Source organism: Sphingomonas sp. ABOLG (genome assembly GCF_003950435.1).
GTDB lineage: Bacteria > Pseudomonadota > Alphaproteobacteria > Sphingomonadales > Sphingomonadaceae > Sphingomonas > Sphingomonas panaciterrae.
This window is the reverse complement of the sequence record NZ_QQWW01000009.1, coordinates 81,977-103,341: the sequence shown is the minus strand read 5'-3', so window position 1 is coordinate 103,341 and position 21,365 is coordinate 81,977. Positions and strand designations below refer to the sequence as shown.

The 21,365-nt window shown below is 66.1% G+C and carries 23 protein-coding genes; 17 read left to right on the top strand and 6 right to left on the bottom strand.

Annotation, left to right across the window (positions count from 1 at the left end; all coding sequences use genetic code 11):
• Positions 1-2 precede the first annotated feature (2 nt).
• Positions 3-2,051, top strand: a complete 2,049-nt coding sequence (locus tag CA236_RS12015; protein ID WP_125945784.1) for a TonB-dependent receptor — start codon at positions 3-5, stop codon at positions 2,049-2,051.
• A 9-nt stretch (positions 2,052-2,060) separates the two neighbouring features.
• On the opposite strand, the gene CA236_RS12010 is transcribed toward CA236_RS12015, so the two are convergent.
• A complete protein-coding gene (locus tag CA236_RS12010; protein ID WP_125945783.1) occupies positions 2,061-2,375 on the bottom strand; it encodes a hypothetical protein in 315 nt (104 codons plus the stop codon).
• Entirely contained in the window at positions 2,300-2,659 is a 360-nt protein-coding gene (locus CA236_RS12005; RefSeq protein WP_164518929.1) for a TetR/AcrR family transcriptional regulator, read from the bottom strand. Before CA236_RS12005 ends, CA236_RS12010 begins: the two co-directional genes overlap by 76 nt.
• Before the next feature lie 154 nt (positions 2,660-2,813).
• Between CA236_RS12005 and CA236_RS12000 the strand changes: the two genes are divergently transcribed.
• From CA236_RS12000 to CA236_RS11980, 5 genes are read left to right on the top strand one after another with little or no spacing between them, the layout of a single operon-like run.
• Positions 2,814-4,109: an efflux RND transporter periplasmic adaptor subunit gene (locus CA236_RS12000; protein ID WP_164518928.1), complete on the top strand. Its 1,296-nt coding sequence runs from the start codon at positions 2,814-2,816 to the stop codon at positions 4,107-4,109.
• Between the two features lie 6 nt (positions 4,110-4,115).
• Positions 4,116-7,325, top strand: a complete 3,210-nt coding sequence (locus CA236_RS11995) for an efflux RND transporter permease subunit (protein WP_125945781.1) — start codon at positions 4,116-4,118, stop codon at positions 7,323-7,325.
• Positions 7,322-8,875: an efflux transporter outer membrane subunit gene (locus CA236_RS11990; protein ID WP_125945780.1), complete on the top strand. Its 1,554-nt coding sequence runs from the start codon at positions 7,322-7,324 to the stop codon at positions 8,873-8,875. Before CA236_RS11995 ends, CA236_RS11990 begins: the two co-directional genes overlap by 4 nt.
• A 60-nt stretch (positions 8,876-8,935) precedes the next feature.
• A complete protein-coding gene (locus tag CA236_RS11985) occupies positions 8,936-9,190 on the top strand; it encodes a hypothetical protein (protein WP_046410975.1) in 255 nt (84 codons plus the stop codon).
• Positions 9,191-9,250: 60 nt separating this feature from the next.
• Positions 9,251-10,030, top strand: coding sequence for a metallophosphoesterase (locus tag CA236_RS11980; protein WP_125945837.1), 780 nt, complete (start codon positions 9,251-9,253; stop codon positions 10,028-10,030).
• Between the two features lie 110 nt (positions 10,031-10,140).
• On the opposite strand, the gene CA236_RS11975 is transcribed toward CA236_RS11980, so the two are convergent.
• Positions 10,141-10,419, bottom strand: coding sequence for a hypothetical protein (locus CA236_RS11975; RefSeq protein WP_125945779.1), 279 nt, complete (start codon positions 10,417-10,419; stop codon positions 10,141-10,143).
• Positions 10,420-10,596: 177 nt separating this feature from the next.
• Between CA236_RS11975 and argS the strand changes: the two genes are divergently transcribed.
• The 8 genes from argS to tatC all read left to right on the top strand — a co-directional run bounded on the left by argS (position 10,597) and on the right by tatC (position 16,898).
• Positions 10,597-12,321, top strand: coding sequence for an arginine--tRNA ligase (gene argS, locus CA236_RS11970; protein WP_125945778.1), 1,725 nt, complete (start codon positions 10,597-10,599; stop codon positions 12,319-12,321).
• A gap of 3 nt (positions 12,322-12,324) precedes the next feature.
• Positions 12,325-13,047, top strand: a complete 723-nt coding sequence (locus CA236_RS11965; RefSeq protein WP_046410971.1) for an SPOR domain-containing protein — start codon at positions 12,325-12,327, stop codon at positions 13,045-13,047.
• Positions 13,048-13,108: 61 nt separating this feature from the next.
• Positions 13,109-14,113: a beta-N-acetylhexosaminidase gene (gene nagZ, locus CA236_RS11960; protein ID WP_125945777.1), complete on the top strand. Its 1,005-nt coding sequence runs from the start codon at positions 13,109-13,111 to the stop codon at positions 14,111-14,113.
• Positions 14,110-14,835 (top strand): ScpA family protein, encoded by a 726-nt coding sequence (locus CA236_RS11955; RefSeq protein ID WP_125945776.1) that lies wholly within the window; start codon positions 14,110-14,112, stop codon positions 14,833-14,835. Before nagZ ends, CA236_RS11955 begins: the two co-directional genes overlap by 4 nt.
• Positions 14,832-15,407 carry an SMC-Scp complex subunit ScpB gene (gene scpB, locus CA236_RS11950; RefSeq protein WP_125945775.1) on the top strand — a complete coding sequence of 192 codons (576 nt, stop codon included), beginning with the start codon at positions 14,832-14,834 and terminating at the stop codon, positions 15,405-15,407. The genes CA236_RS11955 and scpB overlap by 4 nt, the downstream gene beginning before the upstream one ends.
• Positions 15,408-15,433: 26 nt before the next feature.
• Positions 15,434-15,673 (top strand): Sec-independent protein translocase subunit TatA, encoded by a 240-nt coding sequence (locus CA236_RS11945; RefSeq protein WP_046410967.1) that lies wholly within the window; start codon positions 15,434-15,436, stop codon positions 15,671-15,673.
• A gap of 26 nt (positions 15,674-15,699) precedes the next feature.
• Positions 15,700-16,125: a Sec-independent protein translocase protein TatB gene (gene tatB / locus CA236_RS11940; protein WP_125945774.1), complete on the top strand. Its 426-nt coding sequence runs from the start codon at positions 15,700-15,702 to the stop codon at positions 16,123-16,125.
• On the top strand, positions 16,122-16,898 hold the full coding sequence (gene tatC, locus CA236_RS11935; protein ID WP_046410964.1) for a twin-arginine translocase subunit TatC: 777 nt from the start codon (positions 16,122-16,124) through the stop codon (positions 16,896-16,898). The genes tatB and tatC overlap by 4 nt, the downstream gene beginning before the upstream one ends.
• 60 nt (positions 16,899-16,958) lie before the next feature.
• On the opposite strand, the gene CA236_RS11930 is transcribed toward tatC, so the two are convergent.
• The 3 genes from CA236_RS11930 to CA236_RS19125 all read right to left on the bottom strand — a co-directional run bounded on the left by CA236_RS11930 (position 16,959) and on the right by CA236_RS19125 (position 19,132).
• Entirely contained in the window at positions 16,959-17,093 is a 135-nt protein-coding gene (locus CA236_RS11930) for an entericidin A/B family lipoprotein (RefSeq protein ID WP_125945773.1), read from the bottom strand.
• A gap of 276 nt (positions 17,094-17,369) precedes the next feature.
• Positions 17,370-18,956: a histidine kinase dimerization/phosphoacceptor domain -containing protein gene (locus tag CA236_RS11925; RefSeq protein ID WP_125945772.1), complete on the bottom strand. Its 1,587-nt coding sequence runs from the start codon at positions 18,954-18,956 to the stop codon at positions 17,370-17,372.
• Between the two features lie 8 nt (positions 18,957-18,964).
• A complete protein-coding gene (locus CA236_RS19125) occupies positions 18,965-19,132 on the bottom strand; it encodes a NepR family anti-sigma factor (RefSeq protein WP_231622004.1) in 168 nt (55 codons plus the stop codon).
• A 244-nt stretch (positions 19,133-19,376) separates the two neighbouring features.
• Here CA236_RS19125 and CA236_RS11920 point away from each other — a divergent pair, with 244 nt between their 5' ends.
• The 3 genes from CA236_RS11920 to CA236_RS11915 all read left to right on the top strand — a co-directional run bounded on the left by CA236_RS11920 (position 19,377) and on the right by CA236_RS11915 (position 21,106).
• A complete protein-coding gene (locus CA236_RS11920; RefSeq protein WP_046411827.1) occupies positions 19,377-20,174 on the top strand; it encodes a response regulator in 798 nt (265 codons plus the stop codon).
• A gap of 42 nt (positions 20,175-20,216) precedes the next feature.
• Positions 20,217-20,360 carry a hypothetical protein gene (locus tag CA236_RS18805; protein WP_046410963.1) on the top strand — a complete coding sequence of 48 codons (144 nt, stop codon included), beginning with the start codon at positions 20,217-20,219 and terminating at the stop codon, positions 20,358-20,360.
• 104 nt (positions 20,361-20,464) lie between these two features.
• Complete coding sequence (locus CA236_RS11915; protein WP_046410961.1) at positions 20,465-21,106, top strand: sigma-70 family RNA polymerase sigma factor; 642 nt, start codon at positions 20,465-20,467, stop codon at positions 21,104-21,106.
• Positions 21,107-21,365 lie beyond the last annotated feature (259 nt).

The window sequence follows — 21,365 nt, the reverse complement described above, 5'->3', positions numbered from 1 at the left end:
GCATGACCTCTCGCGCCAGCGCTGCCCTCGTCCTGATCCTATTGCCCACTGCGGCCCACGCCCAGGCGGGTCCCGACATCGTCGTCACTGGCCGCGGGCTCGACGACCGTCCCGGCGACCGTACCGCAGACGTAGTCACGATCGACGCGCAGCGGATCAGCGCCAATGCCAGCGATCGGCTGGAAAGCGTTCTCGCTGATGTCGCGGGGCTGCAGCAGTTTCGCCGCTCGGACTCGCGCTCGGCCAATCCGACCAGCCAGGGCATTTCGCTGCGCGGGATCGGCGGCAACGCGTCCAGCCGCGCGTTGCTGGTGCTCGATGGCGTGCCGCAGGCAGATCCGTTCGGCGGATGGGTGCCATTTCCGGCCTATGCCACCGATCGGATCGGCCGCATCCGTGTCACCCGCGGCGGGGGGAGCGGCTATTTCGGCCCCGGCGCGCTTGCTGGCACGGTCGAACTGGAAAGCGCTGACCCGCGCGATCGCCCGACGCTGCTCGGCAGCCTTGCCTATGGCAGTCGCGATTCGCTCGATGCACAGGCGTCGGGCACGTTTCTGTCGGGACCGGGCTTTGCCACCGTCTCGGCCGCCTATGCGCGTGGCGACGGCTTCATCCCGGTGGTCGCGGCAGATCGCGGTCCGGCCGACCGGCCCGCGCCTTACGAACAAGCATCGGCGGCGCTGCGCGGGGTCATCCGCGTGGCGCCCGATACCGAGCTTCAGGCCAATGTCAGCGGCTTCACCGATCATCGCGAACGCGGCACCGCCTTCACTGCCAATCGCAGCGAGGGGGCTGACGCCAGCCTGCGCATCGTCGGGCGCGGGGCGTGGGGCTATTCGGCGCTGGCCTATCTCCAGACCCGCTCCTTCGCGTCGCAATTCGCCAGTGTCTCCGCAGGCCGGGTCAGCGCCAGCCAGACGCTCGACCAGTATAACACCCCTGCCACCGGTATCGGCGCGCGGTTCGAGATCGTGCCGCCCGTCGGTGCGGGCCGCGACCTGCGCCTGGGCATCGACGTGCGCGACGTGACCGGGCGCACCCAGGAAAATTACACCTATGTCGGCGGTGCGCCCACGCGGCGGCGCATCGCCGGCGGCAGCAGCAAGACGACCGGCATCTTCGCCGACGGCAGCGTGGAGGCAGGACGCTGGACGCTCACCCTGGGCGGGCGCCTCGATCGCTGGCGCATCGCCGACGGGCAGCTTGACGAATATACGCTGGCGACCGGCGTGCCCTTGACGGCCAGCCGCTTTCCGGAGCGCGACGGCACCGAATGGACCGGTCGCGCCGGTCTCGCCTTCGCGCCGGTGGAGGCCGTCATTTTGCGGGTGAGCGGCTATCGCGGCTGGCGCTTGCCGACGCTCAACGAATTGTACCGCCCGTTCCGGGTCGGCGCCGATGCCACCGCCGCCAACCCGGATCTCGCGCCCGAGCGGCTGAGCGGCGTCGACGGCGGCGTGACGCTGGCGCCCCTGGCCAATCTGACGCTGTCCGCCACCGTGTTCTGGAACCGGCTGGACAATGCCATCGCCAATGTGACCGCGGGGCAGGGGCCGGGCACCTTCCCGGGCGTCGGCTTCGTCAACGGCGCCTATCGCGTGCGGCAGAATTTGGACGCGATCCGCTCCAAGGGGCTTGAGCTGGACGCGCGCTGGCAGGCGGGGCCGGTGTTCGCCATCGCCTCGTGGAGCCATGTCGATCCGCGGGTGGAAGCATCAGGTGCCGCCGCGCCGCTCGACGGCCTGCGCCCGGCGCAGACGCCGCGCGATCAGTTGTCGGGCACGCTCGGCTGGCGTCAGGGCGCTTGGACCGCGTCGGCGACGCTGCGCCACATGTCCGGCCAGTTCGAGGACGATCAGAACGCCCGCGTGCTTGCCCCCGCAACGACGCTCGACGCGTATCTGTCGGTGCCGGTGACGCGAGGGCTTGCGATCGAGGCGCGGGGCGAAAACCTGTTCGATGCGCTGGTCGAAGCGGGCGTCAGCGGCGCCGATGTGATTGAACGTGCGACGCCGCGCACCTTGTGGATCGGCGTGCGCTTCAGCGGCTAGGCGCGCCCGTCACGAAAGGGCGGCTTCGGCGCTGGCGTCCGTTTCGCTGGCGCCCGCGTCGTGCTGCAGTCCGTCGATGGCCGCGTTGATGCACGTCATCAACGCGCGGATCACGTCCGGGCTGGGCTGATCCTGCTCGGTCACGCGTCGCTGGAAAACGCCGGCAGCAATCGTCTGGATCATTTCCGCCACCTGGATGAACCGGCTCGACGACACCGATGCCGGCACAAGCAGGCACAAGGCAGACGTCAGCTCGCTGCGCATCCGCTCCCGCACCGCGCGGACGATTTCGGCAATCCGCTCGTTGCGCGATGCCTCGGCCATGATCTCCGCCACGAGTCGTCCCCCCTCGGGTTCTCGCACGCAACGAACTGACCGATCCACGCGCGCACCACGGCGGGATCACCCGTGGCGCCCGCGGCGCACAGGCCACGTTCCGACAGAAAGTCTTCCAGATCGCGCGCGACGATCTCCGCCACGATCGCTTCCTTGTTGGCGAAATCGCGATAGATCTGCCCGACGGCAATTCCCGACGTCTGCGCGATCTGCGCCATGCCCGTGCCGTGGAACCCGGTCGCCGCAAAGGCTTCACGTGCCGCCTGGATCAATTTCTCGCGCCGTGCGTTTGCCCGCCCGATGCGCAAGCCGGGGAGGGCTGCGCCACATTGTTCGATGACCTCTCTCCTCGACTTGACGCGTTTTCCAGTTCGCAGTAGCAGCAAACGTGAGTGAACGATCACTCACTTTATTTCAGAGAACGATATGGCATTCAAGAGGGTCGCGCTATCAGCCCTGCTGCTGGCGTCGGTGTCCGCCTGTGGTGGGCAGAACGATCAGGGTCAGCAGCAACAGCAGGCGGGACCCCCTCAGGTATCGGTCATCACCGTCCAGCCGCAGGCTGTGACGCTGACAACGACCTTGCCGGGCCGCACGGCCGCGTTTGAAACCTCCGAAGTGCGCCCGCAGGTTAATGGCCTGATCGTTGAGCGCCTGTTCACGGAGGGCGATTCGGTTCGTCGCGGCCAGCCGCTCTTCCGCATCGATCAGCAGCCCTATCTCGCCGCGGTCGCCAGCGCGCGGGCGTCGCTCGCGCGAGCCCGCGCCGCCATCGCCTCCAGCGCGGCGCTGCAGCGTCGCTATGGCGAACTGGTGAAGATCAACGCGATCTCGCGCCAGGAATATGACAATGCGATCACGTCTGCACAGCAGGCGCAGGCCGACGTCGCGGCCCAGCAGGCGGCCTTGCGCTCCGCACAGATCGATCTTGAGCGCACCACGGTCCGCGCGCCGATCTCCGGCCGGATCGGTCGCGCGCAGTCGACCACCGGCGCGTTGGTGACCTCGGGCCAGACCAATCCGTTGACCACCATCCAGCGCCTCGATCCGATCTATGTCGATGTGCCGCAATCGAGCGCCGACCTCCTGCGCCTGCGTCAGTCGATCGCGGCTGGCGAGCTGTCCCGCGGCGGCGGCGCCGCGCGCGTTCGCTTGCGGCTCGAGGATGGCTCGCTTTACCCGATCGAGGGCAAGCTGCAGTTTACCGACGTCACCGTCGATCCGACCACCGGAACGCAGACGATCCGAGCGATCTTCCAGAACCCGCGCGGCCTGCTGCTGCCGGGCATGTACGTCCGCGCCGAACTGGTCGAGGGGACGGAGCGCAACGGCATCCTGGTGCCGCAGCGCGCCGTGCAGCGCAACGAAAGCGGCCAGGCCACTGCGATGGTGGTCGGACGGGACAACAAGGTCGAACCGCGGATCCTCACCACCGATCGCACGATTGGCGAGGACTGGCTGGTAACCGCCGGGCTGAAGCCTGGGGATCGTGTCATCGTGGAAGGTGGCGGCGGCATGCTGCGTCCGGGCATGCCCGTCTCGCCCAAGCCGTGGAACCCGAATGCGGCGCCCGCTGGCACGGGTGCCCCTGGCGCGCCCGGTCAGCCGCAAGGCAAGGGGCAACCACAAGGGCAGCCGCAGGGGCAGGGGCAGGGGCAGGGACAACCGGCCCAGGCTGGCCAACCCCAGGCGCAGCCCAACGGCCAGGCTCAGGCGAAGTAACCCTACATGGCACGCTATTTCATCGATCGACCCATCTTCGCATGGGTGATCGCGATCGTCCTGATGCTGGCTGGCGTCATCGCCATCCGCAGCCTTCCCGTCGCGCAGTTCCCGGAGATCGCGCCACCCACGGTGTCGATCACCGCGACCTATCCGGGCGCGGATGCGACGACGCTGGAACGCACCACCACGCAGATTATCGAGCAGCAGCTGCGCGGCATCGATAACCTGCGCTATTTTTCGTCCTCGTCCTCCTCGTCGGGCGTGCTCACGATCACGCTGACGTTCGAACAGGGCACCGATCCTGACATCGCGCAGGTGCAGGTTCAGAACAAATTGCAGGCGGCGACTCCGCTGCTGCCGCAGGAAGTGCAGCAACAGGGCATTCAGGTTCAGAAGTCCGCCGCCAGCTTCCTCGTCATCGTCGGCCTGTATTCGGAAGACGGCTCGCACTCGATCACTGACCTGTCGGACATGGTCGTGTCGCGGCTGCAGGACCCGGTCAGCCGCGTGAACGGCGTGGGCGAGCTTCAGATCTTTGGCTCGCAATATGCGATGCGCATCTGGATCGATCCGCTGAAGCTGAACAACTATCAGCTCACCATCGCCGATGTGACCAATGCCGTGCGGGCGCAGAATGCCCAGGTCTCGGCCGGCCAGATCGGTGCTCAGCCCGCTCCCAAGGAGCAGATGCTGAACGCGACCGTCTCGGTCCAGTCACGCCTCCAGACGCCGGAGCAATTCGGTCAGATCCGCCTGAAGACGACGGAAAATGGCGCGGTTGTTCGGTTGGCCGACGTGGCTCGGGTTGAGCTTGGCGCCGAGAATTACGGCTTCGATACCAAGTTCAACGGCAAGCCCGCCTCGGGCTTCGGCGTCCGTCTTGCCGCGGGTGCCAACGCGCTCGACACCGTCGACGCGGTGAAGGCCGAAGTGGAATCGATCGCCAAGGGTTTCCCGGCCGACGTCAAGGTCGTCTACCCGTTCGATACCACGCCGTTCGTCCGCCTGTCGGTGGAACAGGTCATCCACACGCTGGTCGAGGCTGTGGTCCTCGTCTTCCTGGTGATGTTCCTGTTCCTGCAGAACTGGCGCGCCACGCTGATCCCGACGATCGCGGTGCCGGTCGTGCTGCTCGGCACGTTCGCGATCATGCAGGTGGCGGGCTTCACCATCAATACGCTGACCTTGTTCGGCATGGTGCTGGCCATCGGTCTATTGGTCGACGACGCGATCGTTGTGGTCGAGAACGTCGAGCGTCTGATCGTCGACGAGGGGCTCAGCCCGAAGGACGCCGCGCGCAAGTCGATGGACGAAATCTCGGGCGCGCTGATCGGCATCGGCATGGTGCTGTCGGCGGTGTTCCTGCCGATGGCGTTCTTCGGCGGTTCCACGGGCGTCATCTATCGCCAGTTCTCGATCACGATCGTCTCGGCGATGATCCTGTCGGTCCTGGTGGCGTTGATCCTGACGCCGGCACTTTGCGCCACCATCCTGAAGCCGCACGATCCGACCAAGCACGAAGGCAACGGGATTTTCGCCCGCTTTTTCCGCTGGTTCAACCGCACCTTTGAAAAGGGGACGGTCAAGTACGAGCGGGGCGTGAAGAAGACCGCGCGCAGCTGGAAGCGCTCGATGCTCGTCTATCTGCTGATCGTCGGCGGCATGGTGCTGCTGTTCGCCCGGCTGCCCAGCGCCTTCTTGCCCGACGAGGATCAGGGCACGGTCATCGCGCTGGTGCAGGGACCGGCGGGCGCCACCACCGCGCGCACCGACAAGGGCCTCGACCTCGTCCGCAACTATTTCCTCGAGCAGCCGGGCGTGCAGTCCGTCTTCACCATCAACGGCTTCAGCTTCGCCGGGCAGGGGCAGAATGCGGGTCTCGCCTTCATCAGCCTGAAGCCGTGGGACGAACGGCCGGGGATCGACAACAAGGCGCAGACCATCGCGGCTAAGTCCATGGGGGTATTCTCGAAGTACGAGGACGGCATGATCTTCGCGCTGGTGCCGCCCGCGGTGCAGGAGCTGGGCAACGCCACTGGCTTCGACCTGCAACTCGTCGACACGGGCGGGATCGGCCATGAAAAGCTGACCCAGCTGCGCAACATGGTGCTGGGCATGGCGATGCAGGACAAGCTGATCGCGCAGGTTCGCCCGCTCAGCCTGGAGGACGCGCCCCAGCTGAAGGTCGATATCGATCAGGACAAGGCGCGCGCGCTGGGCCTTGATCTGGCGACGGTCAATTCGACGCTGGCGACGGCGTGGGGCGGCTCCTACGTCAACGACTTCATCGACCGCGGCCGCGTGAAGCGCGTCTACGTCCAGGCCGATACGCCCTATCGTGTCCGGCCGGAGGATATTGCCGACTTCTACGTCCGCAACGACCAGGGCCAGATGGTGCCGTTCACCTCCTTCTCGACGGTGAGCTGGACCAACGCGCCGGTGTCGCTGACTCGCTACAATGGCCAGCCCGCGATGCAGTTGCAGGGTTCACCGGCGCCGGGCGTCAGCACCGGTGCCGCGATGGAGGCAATGGAGCAAATTCAGGCCAAGCTCCCACCCGGCACCGCGCTGGAGTGGACCGGGCTGTCGTTCGAGGAACGGCTGTCTGGTGGCCAGGCACCGGCACTCTATGCCTTGTCGCTGCTGATCGTCTTCCTGTGCCTCGCGGCATTGTACGAAAGCTGGTCGGTGCCGATCGCGGTGATGCTGGTGGTCCCCTTGGGCGTGATCGGTGCGCTCCTGGCGGCGACGCTGACCGGGCTGAACAACGACATCTACCTTCAGGTCGGCCTCATCACCACGATTGGTGTGGCGGCGAAAAACGCGATCCTGATCGTGGAGTTCGCGGAGGAACGTATCGCGGAAGGGATGAAGCCGTTCGACGCGGCGGTGGAGGCTGCGCGACTACGCCTACGTCCGATCCTGATGACCAGCCTTGCCTTCATCTTCGGCGTGCTGCCGCTGGCGATCTCGACCGGCGCGGGTGCCGGTGGTCAGAATGCAATTGGCCGGTCGGTGGTGGGCGGCATGTTCTCCGCGACGGTGCTGGCGATCTTCCTGGTTCCGACCTTCTTCGTCGTCGTCTCGCGGCTGTTCGGCCACGGCAAGGACGATGAGGGGGATCAGAACGTCAACAACTACGAACCGTTGCGTGACGACGGGGACGATGGCGACGCAGGGCGCGATCGTGGCCCGACGCCGCAGGGAGCATGATCCAGATGAAGTCCCGTTCCCTCCTGGCGGCGCTCGCCGTCGCCACCACCCTGTCGGGCTGCAATCTCGCGCCCAAATATGTCCGCCCGGTCGGCGCCGCCCCGGAAACCCTGCCGCAAGGTGGGATCTATCCACGCGCCGCGACCGATGCGCCGGACATCACCCAGGTGGGCTGGCGCGATTTCTTCCTCGATCCGCGGCTTCGGCAAGTGATCGATACCGGCCTTGCCAACAATCGTGACCTGCGGATTGCCGCCGGCAACGTGTTGCAGGCGCGGGCGCAATATCGCGTCCAGCGTGCCAGCCAGGTGCCGAACACCACCATTTCCGGTTCGGGCACCTACACCAACAACGTCTTCGGCGCGGCCGGCGGCGGGCTCGGCGCTGGCGGAATGGCCGGCGGCGGCACGGGCACTGGCACCGGGTCTGGCACCGGCACCGGCGGTGTTGGCGGCGGCACGGGTGTCGGCGCCGGGGCAGGGGCTGGCGCGGTTGGCGGCGGGATCGGCTCGGCCTCGTCGAACCTTGAGTTCTACTCGGTCAACGCCGGCTTCTCGCAGTTCGAGCTCGATCTCTTCGGTCGCGTCCGCAACCTCTCGCGCGCCGCGCTGGAGCAATATTTCGCTTCCGAAGAGGCGCAGCGCACCGCGCGGATCAGCCTCATCGCCGAAATCGCCAATGCCTGGCTGACCATGGCGGCGGACCAGGAACAGCTGCGGATCAGCCGCGAGACGCTGAAGGCGTTCGAACAATCGCTGGAGCTCACCCGCGCGCAGTTCCGCATCGGCGTCGCGTCCGAGCTGGAGGCGCGGCAGGCGGAGACCAATTACCAGGCCGCGCGCAATGACATTGCGGCGCTGCAGACTCAGGTTGCCCGCGATCAGAATGCGCTGAACCTCCTCGTCGGCGCCACCGTGCCCGCGGACCAGCTGCCGACCGAACTCGGCAACGCACCGGTGACCCGCGATGCGCTGCCCGGCAATCTGTCCTCGGAAGTGCTGCTGCGCCGTCCTGACGTGCTCCAGGCGGAGCATCAGCTGATTGCCGAGAACGCCAACATTGGCGCGGCGCGCGCGGCATTCTTCCCGCGTATCTCGCTCACCGCGACGATCGGGACGATCTCTACCGCGCTGTCGGGTTTGTTCGGCGGCGGCAGCTTCACCTACAATGCCGCGCCGTCGGTCGCACTGCCGCTGTTCGACGGCGGTCGCAACGCCGCCAATCTCGACTATGCCAAGGCGTCGCAGCAGGTGGCGGTCGCCACCTACGAACGCGCAATCCAGACCGCGTTCCGCGAAGTGTCCGATGCGCTCGCGCAGCGCGGCACGATCGAGGAGCAGGTCGCCGCGCAGGCGGCGCGGGCGGAGGCAGCCTCGGTGGCGGCCCGCCTGTCCGACGCGCGCTACCGGGCAGGCGTGGATTCCTTCCTCGTGGCGCTCGACGCACAGCGCACCGCTTATGCTGCACAACAGCAATTGGTGACGACGCGTCTGGCGCGCGGAAGCAATCTTGTGGAACTCTACCGGTCGCTGGGTGGTGGATTAAACTAACTGCCTTGCCTCCCGGAACGTTTTTGTTACTCTCCCGTACTTAGGAAGAGGAGAGAGCCAATGACGCCACAAGAGCGCGCGGGCGAAGAATCCCTGGTGATCCTGCAAAGCCTGCTTTGCTTGCTCCGGGAGAAAAACGTGCTGACCCGCGCGGATATCGAAACGCTGACCGATCGGGTGGCGATGCGCGCGAGCCAGGCAGAGCGCGATCCGATCCCCTGTTGCGCCGAGGCCGCGCGCAGCGCCGCGCAGGAGATGGCGAAGATCGCCAGCTATATCGGCCCGCATTACGGCGGGAAGCACCGACGCAGCTGACCTGCGACACGCTAGGCGCTTGCCCGCGAACCGAATCGCGGGCAGCGCGTTGGCATGTCGATGAAGCTTTTCCACGTAAGCGATGTGCACTTCGGTGCTGAGGATCCCGCTGCGCTCGACTGGTTCGCGCAATGCGTCGCCGACGAGTCGCCCGATGCGGTGATCATGACGGGCGACCTGACCATGCGCGCCCGCACCCGCGAATTTGACGCCGGTGGAAAGTGGCTGATGTCGCTCGGCGTCCCGGTGACGATCGAGGTCGGCAACCATGATTTGCCCTATTATTGGGATCCGTTGCGCCGGCTGTTCAGTCCGTACAAGCGCTATGGTGCGGCGGAACGCATGATCGAAAAGACTCTCGACCTGCCCGGCATCACGATCGTCCCGCTCAAGACAACGGCCCGCGCGCAATTGCGGCTCAACTGGTCAAAGGGGCATGTCAGCCGCGACGCGCTGAACAATACGCTGGACCTGATCGCCGCGGCGCCGCGAGGCAACCTCATCTTCGTCGCTGGTCACCATCCCCTGATCGAAGGAGGGACGCGCGGCACCGCCAAGACACGCAATGGTGACGAGGCACTGAAGGCGCTGGCGGAGGCCGGCACCCATGCCGTCCTGTCGGGCCATGTGCATGATCCCTTCGACAAGCCAGTGACATTTGGCGACTGGACGGTACGGATGATCGGCGCGGGAACATTGTCAAAACGGCTGCGCTCGTCACCGCCGGCGTTCAACGAGATCAGGATCGCCGATGGCCGGTTCGAAACCCTGGCCCGGACCCTCTCGCCAGAACCCAAGCATCCGATCAGCGTCACCGCCCAAAGCGGCGCCCTGCGCTAGAGGGCAGCCCACGCCGCCGGGCAGCGGCCATGAAAAAGGCCGCCGGCGCCATCTCAGCGCCAGCGGCCCATTGATCATCTGCGGAGGGGCTTGGCCCCCCCCCGAGTGGATCAGTTCGCGGTCAGCACCGACACCGCACCGCCCTGCGGCGCGCGGAAAGCGACCGGCGTGCCGCCGACGTTGCCACGGACCTTCTCGCCCTCGACGACCAGGCGGAAACGGTCACCGCCGACGCGACGGCCGGTGATCACGGTCGCGCCTTCGCGGCCTTCGCTGGTCTTGTAAACGTAGGTCTGGTTCTCGTGCTGGAAGCTCTTCTCGTCCTGCGCCTGCGCAGCAAACGGCGCCAGTGCAGTGAGGAAAGCGGCGGTCATGATGAGCTTGCGCATGGTAGGATTCCTCGGTTTGAAACCAAATCTTTTCGCAAGTGCACAATAGATGCTGCGCCGCACCAACCAAAGCGCAAAAGTCGAAAATACAGTTGCAGCGGACGCAATCGCGAGCGGATTTGTCGCGCTCGTCGCATTGGTCTATCGCGCGCGTCTTCACGAACACGATTGGTTGCCATGACGCTCTATTCCCGTTTCGCCGCTTACGTTGACGCTGCCCTCGATGCGCTCGAGGCAGCTGGCGACCTGCCGTTGGGGATCGAGCGCCGCGCCGTGACCGTGGAGCCGCCGCGTGACCCCGCCCATGGTGATCTCGCCACCAATGCGGCGATGGTGCTGGCCAAGGCTGCAAAGACGAACCCGCGCGCGCTGGCCGAGAAGATCGGCGCTGCATTGCAGCAGCTGGATGAGGTTGCCGCGGTCGAGATCGCCGGTCCTGGCTTCATCAACCTCCGGCTGGTCGATGACAGCTGGCGGGCGGAACTTGCCGCGATCCATGATCGTGGCGCTGACTATGGTCGCTCCACCGTAGGGCAGGGTACCACCGTCAACATCGAATATGTCTCGGCCAACCCGACCGGCCCGATGCACATGGGCCATTGCCGCGGCGCGGTGGTAGGGGATGCCCTGGCGTCGCTGCTGGAGTTTGCCGGCAACCGCGTGATCCGCGAATACTATGTCAACGATGCGGGCGGTCAGGTCGACGTGCTCGCGCGTTCCGCACACCTGCGTTACCGTGAGGCGCTGGGCGAGGATGTTGGCGCGATTCCCGAAGGCCTTTACCCCGGCGACTATCTGGTCCCGGTGGGCCAGCAGCTCGCCCAGGAATTCGGTGATCGCTATGCGACTGCGCCCGAGGCTGACTGGCTGCCCCTGTTCCGCACGCGCGCGGTCGATGCCATGCTGGTGCTGATCAAGGCCGATCTGGCGCTGCTCGGTATCCACCACGACGTATTCTCGTCGGAGGCTGAGCTTCAGGCCGAGGGCAAGCCCCAGGCGGCCGAGGCGTGGCTGCGCGCCCGCGACCTCGTCTACGACGGCACGCTGGAAGCGCCCAAGGGAGAGACACCTGAGGATTGGGAGCCGGTCGAGCTGCCCTTGTTCCGCTCCACGCTGTTCGGCGACGATCAGGACCGCCCGATCAAGAAGTCGAACGGCCAGTGGACCTATTTCGGCGCCGACCTCGCCTATCACTTCCAAAAGGCGCAGACGGCGGATGCGCTGATCGACATCTGGGGCGCGGACCACGCCGGTACCGTGAAGCGCATCCAGGCAGCGGTCGCGGCGCTGACCGAGGGGCGCACCCGCTTCGACGTGAAGCTGGTGCAGATGGTGCGCCTGCTGCGCGGCGGCGAGCCGGTGAAGATGTCCAAGCGCGCCGGCAACTTCGTCACGCTGGCGGACGTGGTGCGCGAAGTCGGCAAGGACGTCGTCCGCTTCACCATGCTGACTCGCCGCTCCGACGCGCAGATGGACTTTGACTTTGCCAAGGTGGTGGAGGCGTCGAAGGATAATCCCGTCTTCTACGTCCAATACGCCCATGCGCGCGTCGCCTCGCTGCGGCGTCGTGCAGCCGAAGCGGGGCTGGACCTGTCCCATCCCGACGTGTCCCGGCTTGATACGGAGGAACTGGCGCTGGTGCAGCTGGCGGCGCAATTCCCGCGTGTGGTGGAAACGGCCGCTGCGGCACGTGAGCCGCATCGAATTGGCTTCTACCTGTATGACTTGGCAGCGGCATTTCACGCGCTATGGAATGTCGGTAACGATCGGCCCGACCGCCGCTTCCTGCTGCCCGACGACCCGGCGATGACGGCGGCGCGTCTGTTCTTGGCGGAAGGCGTCGGACAAATTATCCGCAACGGTCTCTCCATCATGGGCGTGGAGGCAGTCTCGGAGATGTGATTCATGGCGACCGAGGAATTCGATCTCAGGGATGAAGACCGGCTTCCGTGGCTTGAGACGGTGGAGCCGGACGAGCCGGAAGGGCCGGGCGTGCTGCGCGTCCTGCTGTTGGTCGCCGTCGGCCTCGTGCTTCTCGCCGCCATCGTCTTTGCCGTATTCAGCTTCCAGACCCGCGCGCCGGACGGCCAGGGTGAACTGATCGCCGCGCAGCCGGGCGACTATAAGGTGAAGCCGGATGATCCCGGCGGGCTGAAGGTCGACGGGGAAGGGGATTCGGCGATCGCCGCCAGCGCGGGGGCAAGCGCCACCGCCGCGATCGATCTGAAGGCCGTGCCAGAGGCGCCGATCGCCGGCCGCCGCGCCGACGCGCCGGCACCGGCCACCGACGGCAGCGCACGCACCGTCGCTGAGGTTCCCGGCTCGGGCGGACGGCTGGTCGCCGCCGCACCGATGGCCGCACCGAAGAAGCAGATACCGGGTGCCAACTCGGGCGGGTCGCTGGTCCAGCTCGGCGCCTTCCCGAGCGAGGCGGCGGCGAACACCGCGTGGAGCGCGGTGGCCAAGCGCTTCTCCTATGTCGCGACGCTGGGCAAAACCGTCCAGCCCGCCGAGGTCAACGGCCGCAAGGTCTATCGCCTGAAGGTGAATGCCGGCAGCGCGGACGCCGCGAGTGATCTGTGTGGCCGCCTGACCGTCGCCGGCGAGAAGTGCTTCGTCACCAGCTGACCGCGGCGGGACGCCCGCGCGCCGGGGTGGAAACCCCCGGCGGACCCGCTAATACCGGGCCATGAAGCCAGTGATCTTTGGCCTGTCCGGGCCGACGCTTACCTCCGACGAACGCGCATTCTTCGCCGAGGCGCGTCCGGCGGGGTACATCCTGTTCAAGCGCAATTGCCTCGATCGTCAGCAGCTTCGCGCGCTGACCGACGAGCTGCGTACGCTGGAGGGTCGCTCGGACGTCGCGATCCTGGTCGATCAGGAAGGCGGTCGCGTCGCCCGGCTGGGACCCCCGGAATGGCCCGCCTTTCCCGCCGGCCCCGATTTCGACCGCCTGTATGACATCGCGCCTATGTCCGCGATCGAGGCAGCGCGCGCCAATGCGCAGGCGCTCGGGCTGATGATGGCGGAGGTCGGGATTACCGTCGATTGCCACCCGATCCTCGACGTGATCGGCCCCGGCACCACTGAGGCGATCTCGATCCGCGCTTTCGGCAGCGAGCCAAAGCGTGTCGCCGCGCTTGGCCGCGCGACGCTCGAAGGGCTGGCGGCCGGCGGCGTCGTCGGGGTGCTCAAGCACATGCCGGGCCACGGCCGGGCCAAGGTAGATTCGCACCATCTGCTCCCCACCGTCACGGCGACCGCGGCGGAGCTGGAGGATGATCTCGCGCCGTTCCGCGCGCTGGCCCATGCGCCGATGGGCATGACCAGTCACATCGTGTTCGAGGCGTGGGATGCTGAGCGCCCCGCCACCATGTCTCCGACCATCATCAACGATGTGATCCGCGGCAAGATCGGCTTTGATGGCCTGCTGATGACCGATGATATCGACATGAAGGCACTGTCTGGCACGCCGGCGGACAAGGCATCGGGGGCGATCGCCGCTGGCTGCGACATCGTGCTCGACTGCTGGGCGCGGCTCGATGAAATGGTCGCGATCGCCGATCGGCTGGACGATATCGCCCAGCCGTCACGCGACCGGCTCGATCGGGCGATGGCGACGCTGCGGCCAGCCGAGGGCGTGTTCGCGGATCTGGTCGCCAAGCGCGACGAATTGCTCGCGATCGGCGCGTGAGTGGGGAGCAGCTGACGCTTGATCTCGACGGGTGGGAAGGCCCGCTCGACCTGCTGCTCAATCTCGCCCGCTCGCAGAAAGTCGACCTGAAGCAGATCTCGATTCTCTCGCTGGTCGAACAATATCTGGCCTATGTCGAACGCGCCCGCACGCTGCAGCTGGAACTGGCCGCCGACTATCTCGTCATGGCGGCGTGGCTGGCCTATCTCAAATCGGCGCTCCTCTTGCCGCGCGATCCAGAGGTGGAGCCCGACCCCGAGGAACTGGCGCTGCGGCTGCAATTGCGGCTCGAGCGGCTCGCCGCCATGCGGGAGGCGGGGGCGCGGCTGATGGCGCGTGATCGGCTCGGCCGCGACGTGTTCCGCCGCCCCGCGCCCGACGGGCTGCGCACCATCCGCAAGGCGCGCTGGTCGGCGGAAATCTACGATCTCATCTCGGCCTATGGCCGGATCAGCGCGCGCACCCGCCCGGTCATGCATGTCGTGCAGGATCGGCAGGTGATGACGCTGGAGTCGGCGATCGCGCGCATTTCCGCCCTGCTCGGCACGGCGATCGACTGGTCGATGTTGCACCGCTTCCTGCCCGACGGCGTGGACGGTGCCTTTCGCCGCTCCGCGCTCGCCTCCAGCTTTCTCGCCGCGCTTGAACTGGCGCGGCAGGGCAGGGTCGAACTGCGGCAGGACGGCACCTTTGCGCCATTGTACCTGAGGCTGCCCGCGTGACCCCCCCCAATGACGTGGTGCGGGCAGTGGAGGCGGTTCTGTTCGCGGCAGCTGATCCGATGACGATCGATTCGATCCGCGCCTATGTCGGGGGCGGCGACGTGCGCGCCGCGGTGGAGCAACTGGCCCGCGACTATGCCGGGCGCGGCATCAATCTTGTGCAGCGCGGCGACGCCTGGCATTTCCAGACCGCGGCCGACATGGCGCATGTGCTGCGCCGTGACCGGGAGGAAGTTCGCCGCCTCAGCCGCGCCGGGATCGAGACGCTGGCCATCATCGCCTATCACGAACCGGTGACCCGCGCCGAGATCGAGGCGATTCGCGGCGTCCAGATCTCCAAGGGCACGCTCGACGTGTTGATGGAGGCGGGCTGGGTTCGCCCGGCTGGCCGGCGCGAGGTGCCGGGCCGGCCGCTCACGTTCGTCACGACACCGGCGTTCCTCTCGCATTTCGGCCTGAAATCGCGCCGCGACTTGCCCGGGATCGAGGATCTGCGCGCCGCCGGCCTGCTCGATCCGGTCGATCTGGCAGTCGAACAACTCGCGGTGGAAAAGAACGACGATGAGCACTAGATGGTCGGGACTTCAGGAGAATCCCCATGGGTAGCTTCAGCCTCCCGCACATCCTTATTCTCGCGATCGTTGCCATCCTTCTGCTGGGTGGCGGCCGCTTCTCGAGCATGATGGGTGACGTCGCCAAGGGCGTTAAGAACTTCAAGAAGGGCATGTCGGAAGAAGACGAGGAAGCGTCTGCGAAGCCCGCGCAGCGGATCGAGGCGCAGCAGACGGCGCGTCCCGCCTCGGAGACGATCGTCGAGGAAGACAAGGTCGCGCGCTGATCTGATCCGCGTCGCCATCGTCCGCCATGCTCGACTTCAACATTTCCGAAATGGCCGTCGTGGCCGTGGTGGCGTTGCTCGTCATCGGCCCGAAGGACCTGCCCAAGGCGCTTCGGGTGCTCGGCTATTGGGTCGGCAAGGCGCGTGGCGTTGCCCGCCAGTTCCGCGCTGGCTTTGACGAGATGGTGCGCGAGGCCGAGCTCGCCGAGATGGAAAAGAAGTGGAAGGCGGAAAATGAGCGGATCATGCGCGAGCATCCGATGCTTGCGCCGGCCGAGCCCGCGGCCGGGCAGCCGCCTGTTGCCCAGGACCCGACGGGGACCGCACCAAGTGGTGACGTCGCCCCGCAGGACGCGTCCCAGCCCGATGAACCAGTGATGGTCGAACAGCCTGTGCTGCGCCCGGCAAACGAGACGGCCCTTCCTGACGCCAATGGCAAGGCCCCGTCATGAACCCGGCCGACGAACTGGATGACACGCGCGCCCCGCTGCTCGACCATCTGATCGAGCTGCGCCGCCGTCTTTTATATTGCATCGGCGCGCTGCTGCTGGCCTTTGCTGTCTGCTATTATTTCGCGGAGGCGATCTTCGCCTTCCTGGTGCAGCCGCTCCTCGCGGCCGGCCAGAAGCGGCTGATCTACACCCAGATTTTCGAGGCCTTCTTCGTCCAGATCAAGGTGGCCTTCTTCGCCGCGATGATGGTGTCGTTCCCGGTGATCGCCAACCAATTGTGGCAGTTCGTCGCCCCGGGCCTCTACCGCAATGAGCGGCGTGCGCTGCTGCCCTTCCTGCTCGCGACGCCGATCCTGTTCCTCGCTGGCGCCGCGATGGCCTATTATATTGCCGTTCCCGTGGCGCTGCACTTCCTGCTCGGCTTCCAAGGGGAGATCGGCGGGGTAAGCCAGGACGCATTGCCGTCGATCGGCAATTACCTGTCCTTCATCATGCAGTTCCTGTTCGGCTTCGGCCTGTCGTTCCTGCTGCCGGTGCTGCTGATGCTGCTCGAACGCGGTGGCGTGGTGACTCGCCAGCAGCTTGTGTCGGCACGCCGCTACGCGATCGTCGCCGCCTTTGCGATTGCCGCGGTGCTGACCCCACCCGACGTCGGGTCGCAGCTGCTCCTCGCAATCCCGCTGTGCATCCTCTACGAACTCGCGCTGATCGGCATCTGGTTTACCGAGCGCCGCCGCGCGCGAGAGAAAACGGCCGCCGCCGCCAGCGAATAAAAGAAGGGCGGCGTCGAGTGTCTCCTCGACGCCGCCCGTCTCCTGACAATGAAGCCGTGGTTACTTGGCGTCGTCCGCCGTCTTGGCGACGGTGTGGCCCGCCGACGATACGTCGCGCCCGACACCTTCGACCGTGTTGCACGCCGAAACCATCAGGGCGCCAGCCACCACAACCATTCCGAACAACTTTTTCATCAAGCCCTCCTGCGCGCAGTCATTTCGCATTCGGGAAAATGCGTGGTGAGGAACTTCGTTCCTTCGCGCCATCGATCTCAAGGAAATGAAATAAGGCCCGAAAGCGTCACCGGGGGGGGAGGGTTGACGCTTCCGGGCCTATGTCGCGGATAGCGAGAGCGGGGGGGCATAAGGTCGCTATCCGAAGTGTAGAACGTCGATCGGCGGCGGGGGTTCCTAGGCTTTCGCGCCAATCGTGGAAAAAAGTTGAGCCGCGGCGCTGCCGCCGGCCCAGCCTCAATCCCGGCCGAGCACCGCGATCGAAATTTCGTACGCGCCAGCCAGTGGATCGTGGTGAAGCGGCGCGCGCAGCTGGCGCGACAGGCCTTCGATCACGCGCCCGAAGCGGGTGGCGAGGCCGTCGCGAAGTTCCGGGCTTTCGATCAGCGCCCGCGACGAGACGCGCAGCGTCGCGCGATCCGGCGTCGCCGCTTCCTTGACCGACACGCGCAATTGCGCCGCGGAATCGCAGGTGACGGCCAGTTCGATCAACTCGGTGGCGAGGAAGGCCACCGCGACTGCGACGTCCTGCGTCACCAGATAGGGATCGATGTCGAGCTGAATGCGCAGCTGTGTGCCCTCGGCCGCCGTCGCGCGGATGTTGGACGCCAGCTCGCCCAGCATCGGCCGCAGCGAGAGCCCGCGATTTTCCTCCATCTCGGCGTAATGGTTGCGATGCACCACCGCGAGCGCATCGACCCGGCGTTGAATCGACGCATAGGCCTGCGACGCCTCGGGCGACTTCGCGCCACGCGCGTGAAAGTTGATGAGGGAGGAAATCACCTGGAGGTTGTTCTTCACCCGGTGATGCACTTCGCGCGTCAGCTTCGTCTGGCGCACCAGCCCTTCGGCAAGTCCCGCCTCGTGGATTGCCACCGTCTTGGTCAGCGCGCGAAACGTATCGCCCAATTCGCGCAATTCCTGCGCCGGCAGCGCGCGGATTACTTGCGAATCGGTTTCTTCGCCCGGCGTGAAGGCCGCGACGCGCGCGCGCAGCTGGCGCATCGGCCTTATCAGCAGGCGATCGACGACGAACCAGGCGATGCCGGCGGCGGCCGCCCACATGACCAGCGGCAGCAGCAGCGCGATGACCAGCGGCGAGGTGATCGGCGCGGTGCGCACCTCCATCGCCAGCTTCAGGTCGCCGATGCCAAGGTCGGTGAGGTTGTTCTCGCGCCGCTCAAATGCGTTCTCGCGCGCCAGCGACCGCAGCACCAGCTCGTTCGCGCCGTGGATCAGGGTCGCGGCATAGGCCGGCGTGAATCCGCTCGGGCGGCTCAGCTCCGCCAGGAAGTCGGTCGGGAAGTATGCCGCTGCGGTGACCTGCCCCGAACGACCGACCACCCCGAGCAGCAGGCCGCGCTGGGGCAGGATCTGCGCTGCCACGGCCGCGTCGCGGGCGGTTCGCGCCACCTCCAGCGCCCCGGGGAAGCTGCTGCCACACAGCAGCCGACCCTTGGGGCCGAACACCGCGAATCGCGCGCCGTTGAATGCCTGTTGCGCGAAAACGCCCTGAACGCGCGCGCAGCTGGGCGTGTCGCCGGGGTCCGCCTCCAGCGCATCCACCGCGGCACGCAGCGCGGTCATGTCGCCGATCAGCTCGATCGCGATCGCGCGGCTGCTCTCGGCCGCCGCGACGCGCAGGCCCGCGCGTGCCTCGGTATCGGCAATCTGGGTGATGCGCAGCGTCGCAAACACTGCGATGATCGCGAGCGGCAGCAGCGCGATCGACAGGATCACCAGAAGCTTCGCGCCCGTGGGCCAGCGCATCATGAACGTCGGCGTCGTCGCGCCAACGCGCGAATCGTCCGCCGTCGTTGCCATGTCTGTGCTTAGTCTAGCTTGCCCAGGAGGGAAACGAACTCGTCCGGGACCGGCTCGTCGATCGTCTTCTGATAGATTGATCGCAGCGCCGCACCCATGTCCCGGTCCTTGGACTGCACCGCAGTGCTGCCCTTCTTCTTGACCGGCTTTTTTGGCGCTTCCTTGTCCGAAACCAACGCTTACCCCCCGAAACACCTGTCTGACATGCTGTGACGATTCCTTGGCCGCTTACGGGCCTTGGCACCAGCCTGTTCATCAAGGCTCGCGTCATGGAAACAAAATACCGGTTCGTTGGTTCCACCGCTCGACGACGAATTGCGTCGTTGGGCGCCGCGCGCCTGCGGGGGTTTGTCGAAGTTGATCAATCCGGGTTTGGCGCGCAAAGCCGAAACCCTAATCTATTGGGAGTCGTTCCGCCTCATGTCGCTTGGACAACAGCTCGCCCCACATCTGCCCTTCCTGCGTCGTTATGGGCGGGCGCTCACCGGCAGCCAGTCGCACGGCGACAAATATGTCCGCGCCACGCTCGAAGCGATCGTCGCCGCTCCCGAGGAATTTCCGCGCGACGTCGATCCGCGCCTTGGCCTGTACCGTACGTTCCAGGCGATCTGGGGATCGACCAACGACGATCAGCAGGCTGATCCGGGGGATGTGGACGATCAAGAGGCGGTGGCCCGCGCGCGCCTCGCACGCATGACGCCGCTGTCGCGCCAGGCGCTGCTCCTCACCGCGATGGAGGGGTTCACGGTCGAGGACACGGCCTATCTCATCAACGTCTCGCCCAGCGAGGTCGAATCGCTCGTCGCCGACGCGCTGTCGGAGATCGAGAATCAGACCCGCGCCCGCGTCCTCATCATCGAGGACGAACCGATCATCGCAATGGATATCGAGACGATCGTGCGCGATCTCGGCCATGAAGTGACCGGTGTCGCCGTGACCCGTGACGAAGCGGTTGCGCTGGCGATGGACGATCGTCCCGGCCTCGTGCTCGCTGACATCCAGCTCGCCGACGATTCGTCGGGCATCGATGCGGTGAAGGACATCCTGGGTGAATTCCAGGTGCCGGTGATCTTCATCACCGCCTTCCCGGAACGATTGCTGACCGGTGAGCGTCCGGAGCCGACGTTCCTCATCACCAAGCCGTTCCAGCGGTCGACGGTGAAGGCGGCGATCAGCCAGGCGCTGTTCTTCGATCAATCAACCGCGCCGGTTTCGTAAAAACGATACGGACCCAAAACGGTGCAGGATCGTTAAAGCTGTATGGCTGACGAAAATCACAAGGTCGAGCTGAGCACTGACGAGGCTCGCGCTGGCACTACGCCGCACATGACCCGGTATATCCTGCCCGTTTCGCTGGTGCTGGTGATCGCGATATTCGCGTTTCTGCTGTTCACGCGGTTGTAGACGCGATCACCATGTTGACCGGACGGGTGGCAAACGACGCCGGTACTATCTATCTTACGGAGAGGATGCCGGTTCATTCCGGTGCGGGGACCGAACGACATATTATGACCGAAGCTGAACCGCGTGATGATGCCGCGGCCGATGGAGCATCGGTCGAGCACGTTTCGCTATCCGATCCGGAATTCAAGAAGCAGCTTGCTCAGGTAATCCCGCATTTGCGCGCCTTCGGGCGCTCGCTGTCGGGCAACCGCGATCTCGCCGACGATCTGGTGCAGGAAACGCTGTTGAAGGCATGGGCCGCGCGCAAGCGGTTCCAGGCTGGCACCAACATGCGCGCCTGGACCTTCATCATCCTGCGCAACCTGTATCTCTCGCAGATGCGGCGCGCGCGCTTCAAGGGTGAGTGGGACGATCTCGTGGCTGATCGCCTGCTGGCGGCACCCGCCAGCCAGGACAAGCATGTCGAGCTTGCCGACATGCAGCGCGCGCTGCTTCATCTGCCGCAGCCACAGCGCGAGGCGCTGATCCTCGTCGGTGCGGGCGGCTTCGCCTATGAAGAGGCGGCGGAGATCTGCGGCGTGGCGGTCGGCACGATCAAGAGCCGCGTGGCGCGCGGCCGTGTCGCGCTGGAGGCGCTCATGAGCGGTAGTGACATGACGTCGCGGACCGATCACATGATCCCCAGCCTGAAACCGACGCTCGACGAGATCATGGACGAGGTGGACGAGCTCAGCCGCGATCGCTGATCGCGGGGTGGGCTTGCCACCGCCCTGTCAGGGCGCGACTGCTAGACCTGCCTTTCGGACCTAGTTTCTTGGAACGCCATAAAGCGCCTCTACCAGTGTCTTGAGGTCGTCAGGGGTGCTGCGCGCATCATTGAATGCGAAACGCAGCGATTCGCCGATAGCGTCGGTAGCCCGCGGATACCGGACATAGTAACCGTCACTGCCTCCTTCGCGATGATGATGTTCATGTGTCGTCATGCGCGATAGAACGGATCAGGAG